At 42.6% G+C, this 19,073-nt stretch carries 20 protein-coding genes, 1 riboswitch and 1 other annotated feature; of the genes, 19 read left to right on the top strand and 1 reads right to left on the bottom strand.

Annotated features, from left to right (window positions below; translation table 11 throughout):
* Window positions 1–139: 139 nt before the first annotated feature.
* Window positions 140–1,408 (bottom strand): S1C family serine protease, encoded by a 1,269-nt coding sequence (locus LC033_RS14755; RefSeq protein ID WP_226569696.1) that lies wholly within the window; start codon window positions 1,406–1,408, stop codon window positions 140–142.
* A gap of 183 nt (window positions 1,409–1,591) precedes the next feature.
* Between LC033_RS14755 and LC033_RS14750 the strand changes: the two genes are divergently transcribed.
* The 19 genes from LC033_RS14750 to LC033_RS14660 all read left to right on the top strand — a co-directional run bounded on the left by LC033_RS14750 (window position 1,592) and on the right by LC033_RS14660 (window position 18,927).
* Window positions 1,592–1,729, top strand: a complete 138-nt coding sequence (locus LC033_RS14750) for a hypothetical protein (RefSeq protein WP_226569694.1) — start codon at window positions 1,592–1,594, stop codon at window positions 1,727–1,729.
* A 210-nt stretch (window positions 1,730–1,939) separates the two neighbouring features.
* Window positions 1,940–2,764, top strand: a complete 825-nt coding sequence (dppA, locus tag LC033_RS14745; protein WP_226569691.1) for a D-aminopeptidase DppA — start codon at window positions 1,940–1,942, stop codon at window positions 2,762–2,764.
* Between the two features lie 18 nt (window positions 2,765–2,782).
* The gene (locus tag LC033_RS14740; RefSeq protein ID WP_226569688.1) at window positions 2,783–3,718 is read left to right on the top strand and encodes an ABC transporter permease; all 936 of its coding nucleotides are present in this window, start codon (window positions 2,783–2,785) and stop codon (window positions 3,716–3,718) included.
* Window positions 3,715–4,677, top strand: coding sequence for an ABC transporter permease (locus tag LC033_RS14735; protein ID WP_226569684.1), 963 nt, complete (start codon window positions 3,715–3,717; stop codon window positions 4,675–4,677). The genes LC033_RS14740 and LC033_RS14735 overlap by 4 nt, the downstream gene beginning before the upstream one ends.
* A 7-nt stretch (window positions 4,678–4,684) precedes the next feature.
* Entirely contained in the window at window positions 4,685–5,698 is a 1,014-nt protein-coding gene (locus LC033_RS14730; RefSeq protein WP_226569681.1) for an ABC transporter ATP-binding protein, read from the top strand.
* Window positions 5,695–7,317, top strand: a complete 1,623-nt coding sequence (locus LC033_RS14725) for a peptide ABC transporter substrate-binding protein (protein ID WP_226569677.1) — start codon at window positions 5,695–5,697, stop codon at window positions 7,315–7,317. Before LC033_RS14730 ends, LC033_RS14725 begins: the two co-directional genes overlap by 4 nt.
* Window positions 7,318–7,423: 106 nt before the next feature.
* The gene (locus LC033_RS14720) at window positions 7,424–8,365 is read left to right on the top strand and encodes a S66 peptidase family protein (protein ID WP_226569674.1); all 942 of its coding nucleotides are present in this window, start codon (window positions 7,424–7,426) and stop codon (window positions 8,363–8,365) included.
* Entirely contained in the window at window positions 8,362–9,441 is a 1,080-nt protein-coding gene (locus LC033_RS14715; protein WP_226569671.1) for a dipeptide epimerase, read from the top strand. The genes LC033_RS14720 and LC033_RS14715 overlap by 4 nt, the downstream gene beginning before the upstream one ends.
* Window positions 9,441–10,358 (top strand): C40 family peptidase, encoded by a 918-nt coding sequence (locus LC033_RS14710; protein ID WP_226569698.1) that lies wholly within the window; start codon window positions 9,441–9,443, stop codon window positions 10,356–10,358. The genes LC033_RS14715 and LC033_RS14710 overlap by 1 nt, the downstream gene beginning before the upstream one ends.
* Entirely contained in the window at window positions 10,348–11,316 is a 969-nt protein-coding gene (locus LC033_RS14705) for an ABC transporter ATP-binding protein (protein ID WP_226569667.1), read from the top strand. The genes LC033_RS14710 and LC033_RS14705 overlap by 11 nt, the downstream gene beginning before the upstream one ends.
* Before the next feature lie 496 nt (window positions 11,317–11,812).
* Window positions 11,813–12,334, top strand: coding sequence for an acyl-CoA thioesterase (locus LC033_RS14700; RefSeq protein WP_226569665.1), 522 nt, complete (start codon window positions 11,813–11,815; stop codon window positions 12,332–12,334).
* A 208-nt stretch (window positions 12,335–12,542) separates the two neighbouring features.
* Window positions 12,543–13,295, top strand: a complete 753-nt coding sequence (locus LC033_RS14695) for an HAAS domain-containing protein (RefSeq protein WP_226569663.1) — start codon at window positions 12,543–12,545, stop codon at window positions 13,293–13,295.
* Window positions 13,296–13,405: 110 nt separating this feature from the next.
* Window positions 13,406–13,897, top strand: a complete 492-nt coding sequence (locus LC033_RS14690; protein WP_226569660.1) for a small multi-drug export protein — start codon at window positions 13,406–13,408, stop codon at window positions 13,895–13,897.
* A 274-nt stretch (window positions 13,898–14,171) separates the two neighbouring features.
* A riboswitch (guanidine-I (ykkC/yxkD leader) is annotated at window positions 14,172–14,280 on the top strand.
* A 65-nt stretch (window positions 14,281–14,345) separates the two neighbouring features.
* Window positions 14,346–14,675, top strand: a complete 330-nt coding sequence (locus LC033_RS14685; RefSeq protein WP_117730043.1) for a DMT family transporter — start codon at window positions 14,346–14,348, stop codon at window positions 14,673–14,675.
* Window positions 14,672–14,986, top strand: a complete 315-nt coding sequence (locus LC033_RS14680) for a DMT family transporter (protein WP_226569658.1) — start codon at window positions 14,672–14,674, stop codon at window positions 14,984–14,986. The genes LC033_RS14685 and LC033_RS14680 overlap by 4 nt, the downstream gene beginning before the upstream one ends.
* Complete coding sequence (locus LC033_RS14675; RefSeq protein WP_226569655.1) at window positions 14,979–15,221, top strand: hypothetical protein; 243 nt, start codon at window positions 14,979–14,981, stop codon at window positions 15,219–15,221. The genes LC033_RS14680 and LC033_RS14675 overlap by 8 nt, the downstream gene beginning before the upstream one ends.
* Window positions 15,222–15,351: 130 nt before the next feature.
* Window positions 15,352–16,254 carry a formyltetrahydrofolate deformylase gene (purU, locus tag LC033_RS14670; protein ID WP_226569653.1) on the top strand — a complete coding sequence of 301 codons (903 nt, stop codon included), beginning with the start codon at window positions 15,352–15,354 and terminating at the stop codon, window positions 16,252–16,254.
* A gap of 43 nt (window positions 16,255–16,297) precedes the next feature.
* Window positions 16,298–16,514: a binding site (T-box leader), on the top strand.
* 55 nt (window positions 16,515–16,569) lie between these two features.
* On the top strand, window positions 16,570–17,667 hold the full coding sequence (proB, locus tag LC033_RS14665) for a glutamate 5-kinase (protein ID WP_226569651.1): 1,098 nt from the start codon (window positions 16,570–16,572) through the stop codon (window positions 17,665–17,667).
* A 12-nt stretch (window positions 17,668–17,679) separates the two neighbouring features.
* Complete coding sequence (locus LC033_RS14660; protein ID WP_226569649.1) at window positions 17,680–18,927, top strand: glutamate-5-semialdehyde dehydrogenase; 1,248 nt, start codon at window positions 17,680–17,682, stop codon at window positions 18,925–18,927.
* Window positions 18,928–19,073 lie beyond the last annotated feature (146 nt).

Raw genomic sequence — 19,073 nt, 5'->3', positions numbered from 1 at the left:
GATAACTCACTCTTGTCCCCATAGAAAAAACACCTCCATGTTTTATTTCGGATCACAACGGTCCGTTTTCAAACTTGAAGGTGTTTTTTATTTGTCTCATATTATGGGGTCAGTCCCTGAGGTGAGCTACTTTTTTATATTAGGAGGTCACTTGCTTTGATTCAGATTGGGTTAATGTGACTTGTTTTGTTTCTTCTTTTCCGTTTCGAACAAGTGTGATTTTCACTGTGTCTCCTACTTTTGCATTCGTATAAAGCCCGTATCGTAATTCACTGCCGGTTTTGACTTGTTTGCCATTTATGGCGGTAATGACATCCTCTGACTTTAAGCCTGCTTTTGCGGCAGGTGAGCCTGCAGCGACTTCTTTTACGTAGACCCCTTTATCCACCTGACTGCTTTTGAGCCCGAGTGTTTCTTTCTGATAAACATCCGGGACCTGTTCCAGGTCTAGCATACTAATGCCGATATATGGGCGTTCTATTTTTCCATTTGTAAGTAGCTGCTGTCCTATTGGTTTGACATCATTGATGGGAAGCGCAAAACCAATTCCTTCAACGCCTGTTTCAGAAATTTTCATACTTGTAATTCCCACAACCTTTCCATCTGTAGTGAGAAGTGGTCCACCACTATTGCCCGGGTTAATAGCTGCATCTGTTTGAATGACATTAATACTGCTTTCACCAGCTGATGTATTCATAGAGACCGTTCGATCGACACCACTGACAATTCCTTGCGTCACCGTTCTTGATAAATCTTCACCAAGTGGGTTTCCGATTGCGATAACTGTTTCTCCAGCTCGAAGTGAGGAGGAATCTCCAAGCTCAGCAACCTTTGTTACATGTCTGCTATTAATTTCCACAACAGCTAGGTCAGTGAGCGGGTCAGCACCGACCAGTTTCCCCTCAACGGTTTTGCCATCATGCAAGGAGACTGTCAGTTTGTTTGCCCCTTCAATCACATGGTTGTTTGTTAATATATAGGCTTTGCTTCCGGATTTCTTAAAAATAACCCCAGAGCCTGTACCGGTTGCTTCCCCTTGACTGCTTTTGTTTTGATTTTGCTTGGATTCATCAAAAGGCGTATTGAAATCTTCAAAGTCTGTTGTTGTTTGATTTTGTGTTTGATAGTTTGTAATGCCAACAATGGCAGGTGATACATTTTCAACCATATTGGAAATGCTGCTGGGCGAACTCGTTGTTTGTACAGCTTCTGTTTTTGTTGACGATTCATTTGCTGTATTGTCCACTGAGTGCTGAGCATATGGGGTTACGATATAGACTCCAAATGCTAATGCTCCGCCAACAATTCCACCTGCAAAGGGCTTAAACAAGCCTAATCGACCTTTCTTCTTTTTTTGAGGTTGGTCAATGATCTGCAATTCATACTTTTCATCTTTGTGGTTAGTCATTTCAATCACTCTCTCTCATGAATTTTTACATGTATGTTTATCAGATGTTTGCGTATGTTGTTGAAGCTGACTTTATCGTAAGAAAAAAGTGTGGGATAAAAATGAAAACATTGTGGGATATTGTTAAAAGTAGTGAATTTAAGGATAATAGAGGAGACTAAAAAAAATTGTGGAGACAGGTGCTTGTCGAGCGCAGCCTTACATTCGCTGAAACCGTCGATAGGGTGGGTGGCGACAAAAGGTGGGATTACAGGAGAAGGCGCTGCGGTCATTCAAAAGCAGGCCCCCGTATGTTTGATGACTTATTTACGCAAACCATGAAGAAATATGCACCTGAAATCACAGATCGACGAAGCAGTGTTTTATATGTTAAAAAAACCCTTACCTTCTATTCTTTTGACCTGTAGTAGGTGAGTCTAATTTCCTTATTTTTAGACATTGTATTGAAAAATCAATCAAGTTCTCATATAATTTTTTAGAAAATTTAGAAAAATATACACGAATTTTAAGTTTAATTAAAGGGGGATGGGGATGAAGCTCTATCTATCTGTCGATATGGAGGGAATTACTGGTCTAGCTGATCATACATTTGTCGATGCCCGAAAGCACAATTATGAGCGTGGCAGGAAAATCATGACCGGTGAAGTGAATGCCTGTGTAGAGGCTCTTTTTGGGCATGGTGCAACGGATATTTTGGTCAATGACAGTCATTCTAAAATGAATAATCTCTTGATTGAAGAATTACATCAAGAGGTAGCCCTGATTTCAGGTGATGTAAAACCTTATTCAATGGTTCAAGGATTAGATCAAACCTATGATGCAGCTGTTTTTTTAGGTTACCATGCGAGGGCATCGATGAAAGGTGTGATGTCCCACAGTATGATCTTTGGTGTCAGACATTTTTACATAAATGATCATCCAATTGGAGAAATGGGCTTGAATGCGTATGTCGCAGGATATTATGGTGTCCCGGTGATTCTTGTATGCGGAGACAATCAGGCAGCACTTGAAGCAGAAAAGCTGATGCCAGGCGTCAAAACAGTTGCAGTGAAAGAAACCATATCAAGATCTGCTGTGAAATGCTTAACACCAGCAAAAGTAAACAAACAAATCTCGCAGCAAGCGGAAGCTGCCATGAAACAGATTCATCAAATGACGCCGCTGACACCTCCTGATCAGCCACTACTCAAGATCGAGTTTGCCAATTATGGACAAGCCGAATGGGCAAATTTAATGCCGGGTACTGCCATCGTAGAAGGGACAACAACGGTGACGTATCAAGCGAATCATATATTAGAAGCCTACCAAGCCATGCTTGTCATGACAGAGCTTGCCGCACGTACAACATTTTGTTAAGCGAGGGGGAGACAGAAGATGGCCAGCTTTTTACTCAGGCGTTTTATTGCGATGATTGCCACGATCTTAACCATTACGACTTTAACGTTTATTTTGATGAAGGTGATCCCAGGATCGCCCTTCAATGAAGAACGGAATACAAACGAAACCGTCCAACGAAACCTCGAAAGCTACTATCACTTAGATGAACCACTTTATGTTCAATATGTTATCTATTTAAAATCCATCGTTACCTTTGATTTTGGTCCTTCCATTAAAAAGCCTTCTGAAAGTGTCAATGATCTATTGGCGAGAGGCTTCCCGGTCTCATTAGAACTTGGTTTTATCTCAATTTTGATTGCTGTCATCTCTGGCATCCTGCTAGGGGTTATGGCTGCCCTCCGGCATAATGGCTTCATTGATTATATGGCCATGACCATTGCTGTTTTCGGTATATCCATTCCAAACTTTATCTTTGCTACCTTATTGATTCAGCAGCTTGCTGTGAATTTGAAACTCTTCCCTACAGCGATGTGGACAAGTCCGATGCATATGGTCCTTCCTACAATTGCACTAGCTGTCGGTCCAATGGCGATTATCGCTCGGTTAACAAGATCGAGCATGATTGAAGTGCTGACGCAGGACTATATTCGCACTGCAAAAGCAAAAGGACTGTCACCTTTTAAAATTGTGTTTAAACATGCGCTTCGAAATGCGCTTTTACCCGTTGTCACCATTCTTGGGACACTTGTCGCAAGTATTTTAACAGGAAGTTTTGTCATTGAAAAAATATTTGCCATCCCTGGAATGGGGAAATACTTTGTCGAAAGTATTAACAATCGTGATTATCCAGTAATCATGGGTACCACTGTTTTTTATAGCATCATCTTAATCACACTTCTTTTCATTGTAGATGTGGCGTATCATCTGCTTGATCCAAGGATTCAGTTACATCAGAAAGGAGGGAAGGCATGAGTATACACCTTCAGCAGGATCAAACGAATCGAACCCATGAAGTGCCGGATGAATGGTTTTTTCCTAGAGAGGAAAAGAAACCGAAAGCCCATACCATTAAAAGACCTTCTCTATCGTATTGGGCAGACACATGGAGACGGTTAAAGAAAAATAAACTTGCCATGTTTAGTCTATCGGTGTTGATATTTCTTTTCATTATGGCGGTCTTGGGTCCACTGCTTGCGCCAAATAGTGTGACAGAGCAGCTTCTTTCGATGCAAAATCTGCCGCCGTCTGCTGCTCACTGGTTTGGAACGGATGAGCTTGGACGAGATGTGTTCACGCGTACATGGTACGGAGCACGCATTTCGTTATTTGTCGGCGTGATGGCAGCACTCATGGATTTTGCCATCGGTGTTATTTATGGAGGTATTGCCGGCTATAAGGGAGGGAAATATGACCATGTCATGATGCGAATCGTCGAGGTGCTCTATGGCCTTCCTTATTTACTCGTGGTGATTTTATTGATGGTGCTCATGGGGCCTGGGCTTGTCACCATTATTGTAGCCCTCACAGTGACAGGGTGGATTGGAATGGCCAGAATCGTTAGAGGTCAGGTTCTTCAGCTGAAAAACCAGGAATATGTTCTGGCCTCTAAAACCTTTGGTGCAAAAAGCCTTCGAATCATCCGCCGAAACTTACTGCCGAATACGATGGGACCGATTATCGTGCAAATGACTCTGACTGTGCCGACAGCGATATTTGCAGAAGCGTTTTTAAGCTTTCTCGGTTTAGGTATTCAAGCGCCGTTTGCAAGCTGGGGCGTGATGGCCAATGATGCTCTGCCAACTGTGCTATCAGACAATGGACATTGGTGGCGTTTATTTTTCCCAGCATTTTTTATTTCACTCACGATGTTTTGTTTTAACAATTTAGGTGATGGCTTGCAAGATGCGCTTGATCCAAAGATGAAGAGGTGATGGCGCTGTGAAAAAAATTCTTCAGATTATCGATCTGCATGTCAGCTTTCAGACATATGGCGGCTCGGTTCAAGCGGTACGCGGGGTGAATATGGATGTGTATGAAAAAGAAACCCTTGCCATTGTTGGAGAATCAGGTTGCGGAAAAAGTGTGACGTCACAAAGTATCATGAGACTTTTACCGGCATATAGCGCTCATGTGGATCAGGGAGAAATTTGGTTTCGTGACCGAAACTTGCTTTCATTATCTGAAAAAGAAATGCGCACCATCCGTGGTGTCGATATCTCGATGATCTTCCAAGATCCAATGACCGCACTGAATCCTACCCTGACAATTGGTGACCAGTTGATGGAGGCAGCAAAGGAACATCAGAAGCTGACCAAAAAAGAAGTCAAAGAAGCCGCTATTCGTATGCTTGATTTGGTTGGCATTCCGCAGCCTATGGAGAGATTAAAGCAATATCCACATCAGTTCAGTGGTGGAATGAGGCAGCGGCTCATGATTGCAATGGCGATAATTTGCAAGCCTAAGGTACTGATTGCAGATGAACCGACAACCGCACTAGATGTCACCATACAGGCGCAAATTTTAGAACTATTTAAAGAGATTCAGAGGAAAACAGGTGTCACCATTATTTTAATCACACACGATTTAGGGGTCGTAGCTCAAGTCGCAGATCGAGTGGCTGTGATGTACGGTGGGAATATGATTGAGGTTGGTACAAGACGAGAAATTTTTTACAGTCCGCAGCATCCATACACAAAAGGACTACTGGAATCTGTTCCAAGACTGGATATGAAAGATGAACTCATTCCAATTGAAGGAAGCCCGCCTGATTTATTTGCTCCACCGAAAGGCTGTCCATATACTGAGCGGTGCCCAGCAGCGATGAAAGTGTGTGATCATATCATGCCGCACGAAACGCGGCGTTCGCCTTCACATACAGTGCATTGCTGGCTCCAGGATGAGCGAGCGAAGCATACGATTTTATCTTCAACACAAAGGGGGAGTTTCTCATGAGAAAAAAAGGTTGGATCTTCAATGTATGTTTGTTATCTATTATGCTGCTCATTGGATGTACAGCCAATGAGCAAGCAAATAAAGGATCGTCAAGCAATCAGGGGGAAGAAAAAGTTTTAACATTAAATAATGAAAATGAACCGACATCGTTTGATCCGCCAATTGGTTTTAATAATGTATCCTGGCAAGGAATCAATAATTTAATGGAAGGATTAACGAGACTCAATGAAAAGCACGAACCATCTGCTGCAATGGCGGAAAAATGGGAGATTTCAGAAGACGGGAAAACGTACACTTTTCATTTAAGAGATGGCATTCAGTGGTCGAATGGCGATCCGGTCAAAGCGAGTGACTTTGAATATGCGTGGAAGCGGCTGTTAGATCCGAAAACCGGCTCTTCTGCGGCGTTCTTAGCTTACATGATTGAAGGAGGCGAGGCATTTAACAGCGGAAAAGGAAAGAAAGAAGATGTAAAGGTCAGTGCTGTAAATGACAAAACGCTTGAGGCCACACTTGCGTACCCGCAGAAATCTTTCATAAATATGACCGCAAATCCTGCCTTTTTCCCGGTGAATGAGAAGGTGGTCGAGAAAGATCCGAATTGGGCAAAGGATGCCAAAACCTTTGTCGGCAATGGACCGTTTAAGCTTACAGAGTGGAAACATGATGAGAGCTTCACAATGGAAAAAAGTGAGATGTATTGGGACAAAAAAACGGTCAAGCTGGATCAAGTGAAATGGCTGATGATCAGTGATCGAAACACGGATTATCAAATGTATCAATCAGGAGATTTAGATACTGCCTTTGTACCAGCAGAACAAAGTGAAGACCTTCTAAAAAGGAAAGATGTTCAAATTGAGGATCAGGCTGGACTGTTCTTTTATCGTCTGAATGTCAACATGAAACCCTTTCAAAATAAGAACATTCGCCAAGCCTTTCAAATGGCCATCAACCCGCAAGATATCGTGGATTATGTAACAAAAAATAAAGAGAAACCAGCTCGCGCCTTCGTCTCCCCAGGTATTCTAGATTCAAATGGGAAAGATTTTAGAGAAGCTGGGGGCGACCTTGTTAAAAATGATGCGAGTGAAGCGGGCAAGCTGCTAGAAAAAGGGCTAAAAGAAGAGAATTATTCCAAGTTGCCGCCCGTCACATTAACATATAGTACAAAGCCTGAGAACAAGAAAAAAGCTGAAGCCATTCAGCAGCAATTAAAAGACGCCCTAGGAATAGATGTCAAGCTTGCCAACATGGAAGCGAATGTGTTTGCAGAAGATCAAAAGGCACTCAAATTCCAATTCTCACAAAGTTCTTTTTTAGCAGACTATGCAGATCCAATCAATTTTCTAGAGAGTTTTCAAACAGGTAATGCCATGAACCGGACAGGTTGGTCAAATGCAACATATGATCAGATGATAAAAAAGGCGAGACAAGAAGCAGATGAACAAAAGAGAAATAGCATTCTGCATGATGCGGAGGCACTCCTCATTGAAGAAGCACCGATTATTCCGATTCATTTTTATAACCAAGTACATTTACAAAAAGAAGATGTGAAGGGCATTGTTCGACACCCGGTTGGTTATATCGATTTGAAATGGGCGCAAGTAAATGGAGAGTAAATGAGATAAAAGAACGCTTTGAAAAAAACGTCTGTTCCTTTATTGCTCATGTTATGGGGAAGATGCCCATAGATTGAAAGAAACAAAGAGAAAGAGGGGATATGGCATGAACCAGCGGCCAGCCGCACTTCGAACAGGGGATACGGTGGGGATTATTGCACCAGCAAGCCCGCCTGATGAGCTGAAATTAGCAAAAGGCATTGCCTTTTTAGAAAGTCTTGGGCTGAAGGTGAAAAAAGGAAAGTATATCGACTGTCGATATGGTTATTTAGCAGGACATGATCATGAACGAGTGGAAGATATTCATCACATGTTCCAAAATCCAGAAGTGAAGGCCGTTATTTGTGCTTGCGGGGGATACGGGACTGGAAGAATTGCAGAAGCCATTGATTATGACTTGATTCGCCGGAACCCAAAAATCTTTTGGGGCTATAGTGATATTACGTTTTTACATACGGCCATCCAGCAGCAGACGGGCCTAGTCACCTTTCATGGCCCAATGCTATCGTCTGATGTGGGGCATGATGACGTCCATCCGTATACGAAGGATACCTTTTTGCAGCTTTTGACACCAAAGGCCTTTACGTATGCGCACCATCTGTCACCTCTTCATACCTTCTATCACGGCACAGCATCAGGCGAGATCACAGGAGGGAACCTTGCCCTCATCGTGACAACACTAGGTACACCGTTTGAGATCGATACGAAGGGGAAGCTCTTGTTCATTGAAGATATTGACGAGGAACCATATAAAATTGATCGAATGATGCAGCATCTTAAATCCGCTGGGAAACTGGATGATGCGGCTGGATTCATTATTGGGGATTTTCATCAATGTGAGCCGAAAAAGAAAGAGCAATCCCTGACTCTGGAGCAGCTATGGGAGACTTATATTGTGCCTCAACAGAAGCCTGCACTTGGTGGCTTTCGGATCGGCCATTCAACTCCAAATTTCGCCATCCCAATAGGAACGCAGGCTGTATTAGATGCTACAGGAAAAAAGCTGCACATTTCTCCAGGAGTTGCGGCGAAAGAGGCGATCAAATGAAAATCGTGGATGTTCATACATGCAGAACGAGTGTACCGCTAAAAAAGCCGTTCAAAACGGCTTTAAGAACGGTATATGACGCAGCATCTCTCGTTGTGATCATCACATATGACCAAGGGGAAACAAGCTATGGAGAAGCAGTGCCAACATCGGTGATTACAGGTGAAACACTCGAAAGCATAGACTATGCCATCTGTGAGGTGATAAAGCCAATCTTGCTCGGGTCTTCCTTGGCAGGGTATGAACAAATCTTTTTAGCAATGGACCGTGTGCTTGTTGGAAACACAAGCGCAAAGGCTGCGATTGATATGGCGATTTATGATGGCTTAGCGAAGCAGTCAGGGCTTCCGCTTTATCAATACCTTGGCGGTTATCGCGATCAGCTTGAAACGGATTATACCGTCAGTGTGAATCGGCCGCTAGAGATGGCAGAAGATGCGATGCAATACGTAGCTGAAGGTTTTCACACCTTAAAGGTAAAAGTGGGGAAAGATGACATAGACACCGATATTCAGCGCATTAAACGGATTCGAGAAAAGGTCGGGCCGGATATACAAATCAGGCTTGACGCCAACCAGGGCTGGACGTGGAAGGAAGCGATCGTGGCCATTCGAAAAATGGAGGCACTGAATATTGAGTTAGTCGAACAGCCGGTGCATAAAGAAGACATTGAAGGCCTGCGCAGGGTGACGGAAGCAACAGACACATTGATCATGGCAGATGAAAGCATTTTCCGGTTCCATGATGCCATCAAGGTGCTTGAAACGAGAAGCTGTGATCTGATCAACATAAAATTAATGAAATCAGGCGGTATAAAGGAAGCACTGAAAATCAATGGATTAGCAGAAGCATACGGAGTAAAGTGCATGATTGGCAGTATGATTGAGACAAAACTCGGCATTACAGCAGCCGCTCATCTGGCCGCAAGCCAGCCGAATATCACTCGCTTCGACTTTGATGCCCCGCTCATGCTAAAAGAGGATTTAATAGAGGGAGGAATTGTGTATCAAGGAAAAGATATTTTTTTTCCGCCACATCATGGGTTAGGCATTCAAGGAGTGAAAGGAGTCTTATGATCATATATGAATCAAAGGTTCCAGTCGCAAATGTATGGACAGCGCCGCAGTCGCCGAGAGAAATCGATCGAAAGATTCTTCGCAATTCCGTCCCGATCAAAGAGTGGATTGAACAGCAAACGTATGAAGAGAAATTGGCTTTATGTAAAGAAAATTTGATTCAATCGCAAGTGCTACTCGGTGAACGAGTCATTGTGTTAGAGGAGACAGACGGGTGGATGAAAGTGGTGATACCACAGCAGGTAAGCAGGAAACATCCACAAGGCTATCCAGGCTATATCCATGTAGAGCAGTTAAAGCAAGTAACAGAGGGAAAGGCATCAGCTAGAACCTATATCGTTTGTCAGAAAAAAGCCGTGCTATATCAAAAAGGGAAAATGGATATGGAGGTTAGTTTTTTAACAGAGCTGGCACCTGTCGAAGAAACCCGTGATCATTTTCATGTTCTTACCCCGGTAGGAAGAAGAGAAATCAAAAAAGAGGATGTGCGCCTGGTTTCATCGCCTTCCTCTAGGAGCGGCAGGGATGTCTTAGACATGGGAAAACAATTTATTGGACTTTCGTATTTATGGGGGGGCATGAGCAGCTTTGGCTACGACTGCTCAGGCTTTGCTTACAGCATGTACAAAGCGTGCGGATATCTTTTGCCAAGAGATGCAAGTGATCAAGCGGTTCAAGGAACCCCGGTCTCCACAAGTCATTTAGAACCTGGTGATCTGATGTTTTTTGCAAATGAAAATGGAAAGGGAGCTGTGCGCCATGTAGGGATTTATGCTGGGGACGGCTTGATGCTCCATTCGCCGAAAACCGGCAGACAAATTGAGCTTCTATCCCTTTCTGGCACTTCATATGAAAGAGAATGGGCAGGTGCAAGGCGGTATTTGCCAAGCGAGAGGGGGAGATGTGATGGGAATTGAACCACTTTTACAAGTCAACAACCTAAAAAAATATTTTCATCTATCCAAAGGAAGAACCTTAAAAGCATTAGACGGCGTCTCTTTTCAGCTGAAGCAAGGAGAAACCTTTGGGCTCGTTGGTGAGTCTGGCTGCGGCAAATCCACACTTGGGAAAGTGCTCATGCGTCTTTATGATCCGACAGATGGTGAAGCCTTGTATGAAGGGAAAAGTCTTCACCATCTGTCTAAAAGAGAATCATTTGATTTCAATAGACAAATTCAAATGGTGTTTCAAGACCCGTATTCATCCTTAAATCCGAGGCTATCTGTAAAAGATATTATGCTGGAGCCGATGGAAATCCATGACCTCTATGGCAGTCAAAAGAAAAGGATCACCCGCGTGAAGGAACTGCTTGAAGCGGTAGGGCTTAGCTATGACTTCGCCACCCGCTATCCCCACGAATTTAGTGGAGGACAGAGGCAGAGAATAGGCATTGCAAGAGCACTTGCCTTAGCGCCAAAGTTTGTTGTGGCAGATGAGCCGATTTCTGCACTTGATGTATCAGTTCAAGCGCAAGTCGTTAATTTGCTGAAAAAGTTGCAAGAAGAGCAAGGGTTGACGTTTCTATTCATTGCGCATGATTTGTCAATGATCAAATATATTAGCGATCGAATCGGTGTGATGTATTTAGGTCATCTCGTAGAAATGACCAGCAGTGATGTTTTAAATAAGACGCCGCTTCATCCTTATACACAAGCATTGCTATCCGCTATCCCCATTCCAGATCCAGATGTAGAAGACAAGCGTAAAAGATTCATTTTAAAAGGAGAAATTCCAAGTCCAGTGAACCCGCCAAGCGGCTGTGTATTTCGGACAAGATGTCCTGCGGCCATGGACGTGTGTGCGGAAAGAAAACCAACATTACAAGTAGCGGAAGAAGGACATGAAGTCGCCTGTCATTTATACGATACGAAATAATGTCGAACACATGATATAGGACAAGCCACAAAAAAGCCACCAGATTTAATGATTTCTGAAAAATCCACTTCAATGACTGTGTACCCGGGAGCGGTCATTTGCAGGGAGCAGGATAGGCCGTACATGATGGTCTTTTAGCGTTTGAATCAATTGCTTATGCTGGGCAACTGCTTTGAGAAATATTTTCTCTAGCAAAATGCTTTTGGGTTTCATTGATGATCTGTTTTATTTCCATATAAATAGGACTGCACAAGAAAACCTCTGGTAAATCATCATATTCACTCATACGGTACGGCGTTTTGTACACTTTCTCTGATTTCATAGAATCCTTGTTTATCGATAGTTATATAATTCCTCCTTCTAGTAACTGTTGAAACATTCCCGAAAGAAAATCTCTCATGTAAGAGTAAAGCAAAAAGTTTAGACAAACCTAAAAGAATAGTGTTTAATAAAAGTCGTTCCGCATCAACGAAAACAGCAAGAAGGAGCTATCATGATGAGTGAAGAAAATTTCAAGTATTGCAAAGAATCGAAAGTTGTTAAAACAAGCAGGGTATTTCCTCTAGATACGAATAACCACCAAACCTTATTTGGCGGGAAATTAATGAGTTATATAGATGATATTGCATCCATCTCGGCAGCAAGACACAGCCGAAGTGAAACCGTCACGGCATCGATGGATTCAGTTGATTTTTTAGAGCCGATTGGACAAAAGGAGTCGGTTTGCTTAGAGTCCTATGTCACATGGGTCGGCACGTCTTCTATGGAAGTGTTCGTCAAAGTCATTAAAGAAAACTTGATGTCTGGAGAGCGCAGACTCGCAGCGACCTCATTTCTTACATTTGTCTCGTTAGATGAAAACGGAAAGCCAAAACGAGTCCCGCAAGTCATGCCGGAAACAGAGGAAGAAATCATGCTGCATCAAACAGCGAAGCAGCGGTCAGAGGAAAGAAAAAGTCGCCGGAAGCATAGTAAAGCATTGGCGGACGCACTTTGGACGCATAAACCTTGGGCGTAAAAATCACCCTTCAAGCGGTGATTTTTTTGTGACACGACACCAACAATAAGAACAGCTAGTGATCCGGTAACGAAAGCCGGCAAGTGGGCCGAAAAGGAAATACTATACGTTCACTCAAAGGGGAGAACAAGTGCTAATAGATTTTATTGAACGTGGAATGAGCTATCAGAAAATGTAGAACGCCTATTACAAAAAGGGAAGTGAGAATATGGTATCAAAAGAAACAAAACACATCTTACTAGAGCTGAGACTCTATCTCATATCAAAGGGGAAAAATGAAAACGAAATTGACGAGCTCATGGATGAATTGACGACACACGCGGTGGCAGCTGAAAAAGATGGCAAAACAGGTGAGGATGTGTTTGGCGGAGATCCGCGAGCACTTGCTGATGAACTGGCAAAAGAGCTTTCAAGAAATCATAAAGACTGGGTTCCATTTGTCAGTGTCTTTTTAATTGGGTCTTTTTTTTACATGATTTTATCAGATGCGATCAGTCAAAGTTTATCGTATTCTTGGTATGCACTGATTGGTTACCCACTGATTTTAGTGGCTAATGTCATCGTGACAGTTGTGATGTTTAGAGCGTCTGCCTTTCAGACAAGCAGTAGGGCTTTTTACTATTTTTGGATCTTAGGAATCTTTCAGCTGACCGCTATGATCACAGTCAAGCTATTGGACCAAAAGCTCGGCACGCCATTCATTGTGCTTACCTCAAGCCAAAGATGGGAAGTCATCCTTCTCTTATTGATTTGTATTGTCGTATTTAATGCGATCTTAAAGGCGAATGTTGTATCGCTGATTCCGATTATTTTTTTCGGACCACAGCTCATATTCGAATGGATTGGCTGGACGTCCCCAAGTGTGCTTTTCCTACTAAGTCTACTATCAATTGTCATCTTAATATTGCTCACGCTATTTGTCTTACGCCGGACAAACAAGAAAAATGAAAATACCATGTAAACAGAGGACATCCTATACGATGTGCTTTTCTTTTTTCTAAAAAATGTAGAAATGGGATCATGTTTTTCTTTACAATGGGAAGAGGCCAAAAATGAAAAGGGGTTTTGGATTTGGATATCTTATGGGGGTATGTACTCGTTTTTGTACTGGCAGCTTTGCCATTTTTTGAAGTGATCGGTGTCGTTCCACTGGCGATCCTAAGTGGACTGCATCCTGTTACAGCAGCAATCATTGGGTTCATTGGCAACTTTTTTACAGTCTTGCTTCTTATTGTGTTTGTTGACCGGTTCAAAGAATGGAGAATGAAGAGAAAAGAAAAAACAAGTGATGAAAAAGGGGAGAAAAAACAGCTAAGAGCCAGAAGGATTTGGGAACGATATGGTCTTCCAGGTCTTGCGCTCGTCGGTCCTTTTATCATCGGCAGCCATTTAGCGGCCTTCATGTGTATGAGCTTCAGTAGAAAAAGAAAAAAAGTGGCCGTGTGGATGACGGTCAGTTTAATGATGTGGACGGCACTAGCAGCAGGACTAACCGGTGCAGGCTTCCATTACTTCGCCCCAGATTCAAATGGATTGTTCGGCGATATCTTTCGCAACGAGTAAGAGGGGGATGAAAAGTTGAATCAACAGACTCGAACAGTGCTCAAAACAGAGTACCTCAGTCGCGGTTTTTGATAGGAATGCATCAGGTAATGGTTTCAGGCTGCGCAGTTTCATCTTGATCTCTTGCTACCATTTAGTATACTGCGGTTCAAATCACTTTCTTTTGAAAAATGAACAAGTATATTTGAAAGGGAAGGTAAAGCGGCAGACCGGCAGACCGAGGTGTGATACAATTTCCATACAGAATAAGCTCTATAGCAGGTCTACTTATCATGAATTGGTTTTCTAGGGTTCCGTGCGTTGATGCAGTCTGGACCGAGAGAAAACACATATGGTCTAAAAGATAGACCATATGGACACGGAGGGATAAAAGCCCGGGAGATTTGATCAAACGATCGATTTCCGGGCTTTTTTGTTGGTTGGAATCGTTCAGAAAGGAGAAATTCAGATGAAATGGGGAAATGTCTTCATTGCGGCCATTTTTGAAGTCGGTTGGGTGATGGGGCTGAAATATGCTCACTCTCTCATAGAATGGGGCGCAACCGTCGTTTGTATTATTGTAAGTTTTTATTTACTCATGAAAGCAACAAGTGTACTTCCAGTTGGCACACTTTATGCCGTTTTTACCGGGCTTGGAACAGCAGGTACCGTCCTTTTAGGCATGGTGCTTGGTGAGCCGGTGCAACTTGTCAAACTGCTTCTGATTGTGATGCTTTTGTGCGGTGTATTAGGACTGAAGCTCACAACAGGTGAAAAGAAGGGAGAGGCTGAATCATGAGCTGGCTTTTACTCAGTGGAGCGGGCATCTTAGAAATGCTTTGTGTGACGATCATGAATCAATTCCAGAAAGACCGACATGTCAAATGGATTATATTCATTGTGGCTGGATTTTCACTTTCCTTTCTGATGCTGTCTCTTGCGATGAATACGATTCCGATGGGAACGGCGTACGCCATTTGGACTGGAATCGGAGCTGCTGGAGGTGCCGTGGTCGGTATGCTGTTTTACGGTGAGTCGAAAGATGCAAAACGTATCTTCTTCATCGCACTGATTTTATCTGCGGCAGTGGGGTTGAAAATCATTGAATAAGAAAAGGCTGGCAGATAGGTGCCAGCCTTTTGTTACATCGAATGATGATTGGAATCGTTTTCATTTTTGCGGTAAGCTGACTCACAAGCAGAAATACACCAAACGTGAGCAAAGGAATGAGCCTTTCTCCAGTTATAAACAGATAAATGCCCGTGATCAGGCATACGATCCAAGCCAAAAGTTCATTCCAAACAAAGTCATGCGTTTCATCTCCATCACTCCTTTTTTGATATAAGGTCTATTCACATTAACACATGTTGGATGCAGAGTTGAAATTCAATAAAAACGTGACTCTCAATTGCTTTTTCTCATTCCAGTCCAGTATAATATTTCATTAGATGAAAACGTAAAAGAGGTTATCATACATGAGAACATTGATTACAGAGAAACTTGAATTACACAGACAAAAGCATCAGCAAAAAGGAAGATTACTTGTTAGCTGCCCGGATCAGCCTGGAATTGTTTCAGCTGTTTCTACCTTTTTATTTGAGCACGGAGCAAACATCATTGAATCCAGTCAATACACAACAGATCATGAAAGTGGGCGTTTCTTTTTAAGAATCGAATTTGACTGGAAAGACATCTCGGCCAACATTGATCAGTTGAAAAACAGTTTTGAGCCGATTGCTGAATCATTTCAAATGACATGGAGCATGTCACGTGCAAGTGAACTTAAAAAGTTGGCGATCTTCGTGTCAAAAGAACTTCATTGTTTACATGAGCTTCTATGGGAATGGCAAAGCGGTAATGTCATGGCGGAAATCGCGGTTGTCATCAGCAACCATGAAACGGCAAAAGATACAGTAGAAGCACTGGGAATCCCATTCCATTTTGTGAAGGCGAACAAAGACATTCGCAAAGAAGCAGAAAAAAAGCAGCTCGCATTATTAGATGAGTATGATATTGATGCGATTGTGCTTGCTAGATACATGCAAATTTTAACACCTGGATTTATAGAACAGCATCCGAATAAAATCATTAATATTCATCATTCCTTCCTCCCAGCGTTTATCGGTGCGAACCCATACAAGCGGGCATATGAAAGAGGGGTCAAATTAATCGGCGCTACCTCTCACTACGTAACAAATGATTTAGATGAAGGGCCGATCATTGAACAGGATATTGAACGAGTAGACCACCGAGATGATGCAGAGGCTTTAAAGAATATTGGCCGTACGATTGAGCGAAGTGTGCTTGCACGTGCCGTTAAATGGCATTTAGAAGATCGAATTATTGTTCATGAGAATAAAACGATCGTGTTTAATTGATCTCTTGACTTTTCTGAAGCCATTGGTGATAATATAAAAAAATGAATGAGCGTTGAAAAGGAATAGTAAGCAGGAACTGCTGTGTAAAGAGAGCAAATGAAGTGCTGAAACATTTGTCGCAGACAGCTGCTGAACCTACCCTTTGAGCCTTAGAGGCAAAATCTAAGCGCATGCCTGGCGTTATAGGAGTTGAGTGGAATAAGCCATATATGCTTATTCAATGAAGGTGGTACCACGGAAAATCCCTTTTCGTCCTTTACATAAGGAAGAAAAGGGATTTTTTTGTGGTGAGAGGTAAAGCGGAGGGAATCAATGATGAAAAAGCAAAGGATCGTCATAAAAATTGGCAGCAGTTCATTAACAGAACAAAAAGGAGCCATTGATGAACAAAAAATGTGGGATCATGTGAGAGCCATTGCAAAGCTCAAAGAGGCAGGACATGAAATCATTTTAATTTCGTCAGGAGCTGTTGCGGCTGGATTTGGCAGCTTAGGATATCCATCAAGGCCTGTGACTTTAAAAGGAAAACAGGCTGCTGCTGCCGTTGGTCAGAGCTTGTTAATGCAGAAATATACAGAACTATTTTCACAGTTTCATATGACGCCTGCACAAATGCTTTTAACACGTAATGACTTTTCAGATCGTACAAGATATCGAAATGCATATGCAACGATGATGGAACTGCTAGAAAGGAAAATGTTACCGATCATTAATGAAAATGATTCAGTGTCGATTGAAGAACTCACCTTTGGTGATAATGACATGCTATCAGCTCTTGTTAGTGGATTAATCCATGCAGATCAATTGATCATTTTAACGGATATCAATGGGATTTATGATGCAAACCCACATGAGCATCCTGAGGCGAAACGATTTGACTTGCTGACACACATTTCAGATGAATTGTTCTCATATGCGAAAAGCACTGGCTCGAAGGTGGGGACAGGCGGGATGAAATCAAAGCTTTCTGCTGCACAAACCGCACTTTCACTTGGCGTCAAAGTCTTCATTGGCACAGGTACAGGAGAAGACAAGTTACTTCACATTCTCGCTGGTCAAGGTGACGGAACTTATATTGGTGCACAAGACTTATCAGCGGTCAACAACCGTCGGCAATGGATTCAATTTCACTCACCTGTCTCTGGTAAGATCATCATTGATGCGGGAGCAGAAGCGGCGATTTCGCATAACGGAAGAAGCCTTCTTCCTGCTGGTGTCATGGATGTCTCTGGTCATTTTTTGAAAGGAGAGGTTGTCGAAGTCGTTGGTCCAAATGGAATACTTGGTAAAGGACAAACATTGTACGCATCAGATGAGCTTTTGGGCATTAAAGGGATGAGAAGTGATGAGCTTTCTAATGAGAAGCCTGAGGTCATTCACCGAGATGATTGGGTACAGCATGTACAAAACTGAGGAGGGGATACGATGAATGAAGTTCTTGAAAAAGCGAAAAAGGCAAGCGTAGCCAAAGATCAGCTGCTATTAAAAACGACTGAACAAAAGAATGAAGCATTACACGCAATTGCAAAAGCACTAAAAGCATCTTCAGCTTTTTTAATTGAGGAGAACCAAAAGGATGTCCACTCGGCCGTAGAAAAGCAGTTCACTCCATCTGTCTTAGACCGGATTACATTGACAGAAGAGAGGATTGAAGCGATCGCAGACGCTACGCTTCAACTGATTCAGCTAAAAGACCCAATTGGTGAAACGTTAGAAACCATTCAAAAAGAAAACGGTCTTTTGATTGAAAAGATACGTGTGCCTCTCGGGACGGTTGGGATGATTTATGAAGCAAGACCGAACGTGACAGTGGATGCTGCTACACTTTGTTTGAAAACTGGAAATGCTGTCATTCTAAGAGGAAGCTCATCGGCTATCCATAGTAATAAAGCAATTGTGAAGGTGATTCATGAAGCGCTTCATGAAACGAATATTCCAGTAGACAGTGTGCAGTTGATTGAATATACAGGTAGAGAAACGGCTAAAACGCTGTTCACCTTAAACGATTACCTGGATGTCCTCATTCCGCGTGGAGGGAAAAATTTAATCGATCTCGTTGTCAGAGAGTCCACCGTTCCAGTGCTTGAGACAGGTGCAGGGAATTGTCATATCTACATTGATGAAACGGCCAAGAAAGACATGACTGAGCAAATTGTCCTAAATGCCAAAACCCAAAGACCATCTGTTTGTAATGCCATTGAGAGCATTGTCATTCATGAAACATGGGCAAAAACACATGGTGCTTCGTTATTTGAAGCACTTCAGTCAAGTGGTGTAGAGATACGAGGAGATGAAGCTGTATGCCAGCTTGCTCCTAGCGCAACTTTAGCGACAACAGATGACTTTGAAACGGAATTTTTAGCACCAATTGTCAGTATCAAAATAGTTCAGAACATAGAAAAAGCCATTCAACATATTCAAACATATAGCTCCAAGCACTCTGAAGCAATCATTACGGAAAATGATCAGCATGCGGCATTTTTCTTAACAGCCGTCGACGCTGCCGCTGTTTATCATAATGCGTCGACTCGATTTACAGATGGGTTTGAATTTGGCTATGGAGCCGAAATAGGCATTAGTACACAAAAACTGCACGCAAGAGGGCCTATGGGTCTGCCAGCCTTAACCTCTGAAAAATTTGTGATTTGCGGTCAAGGCCAAATAAGAAAATAACGAATCTAAAAGAGAGTCTTGTCACAATGAAGTGCACCCCAAATATTAGACACAGTCTAACATTTGGAGGTGCTTTTCTTTGGCTAAATTTACAATTGAAGATAAAATCAAAGCGGTAAAACGATACCTCATTGACCGTGAGAGCT

The sequence above is a fragment of the Bacillus stratosphericus genome (assembly GCF_020524495.1).
Taxonomy (GTDB): domain Bacteria; phylum Bacillota; class Bacilli; order Bacillales; family Bacillaceae; genus Bacillus; species Bacillus stratosphericus_B.
The sequence above is the reverse complement of the archived record's forward strand: the minus strand, read 5'-3'. Positions and strand labels throughout refer to the sequence as shown.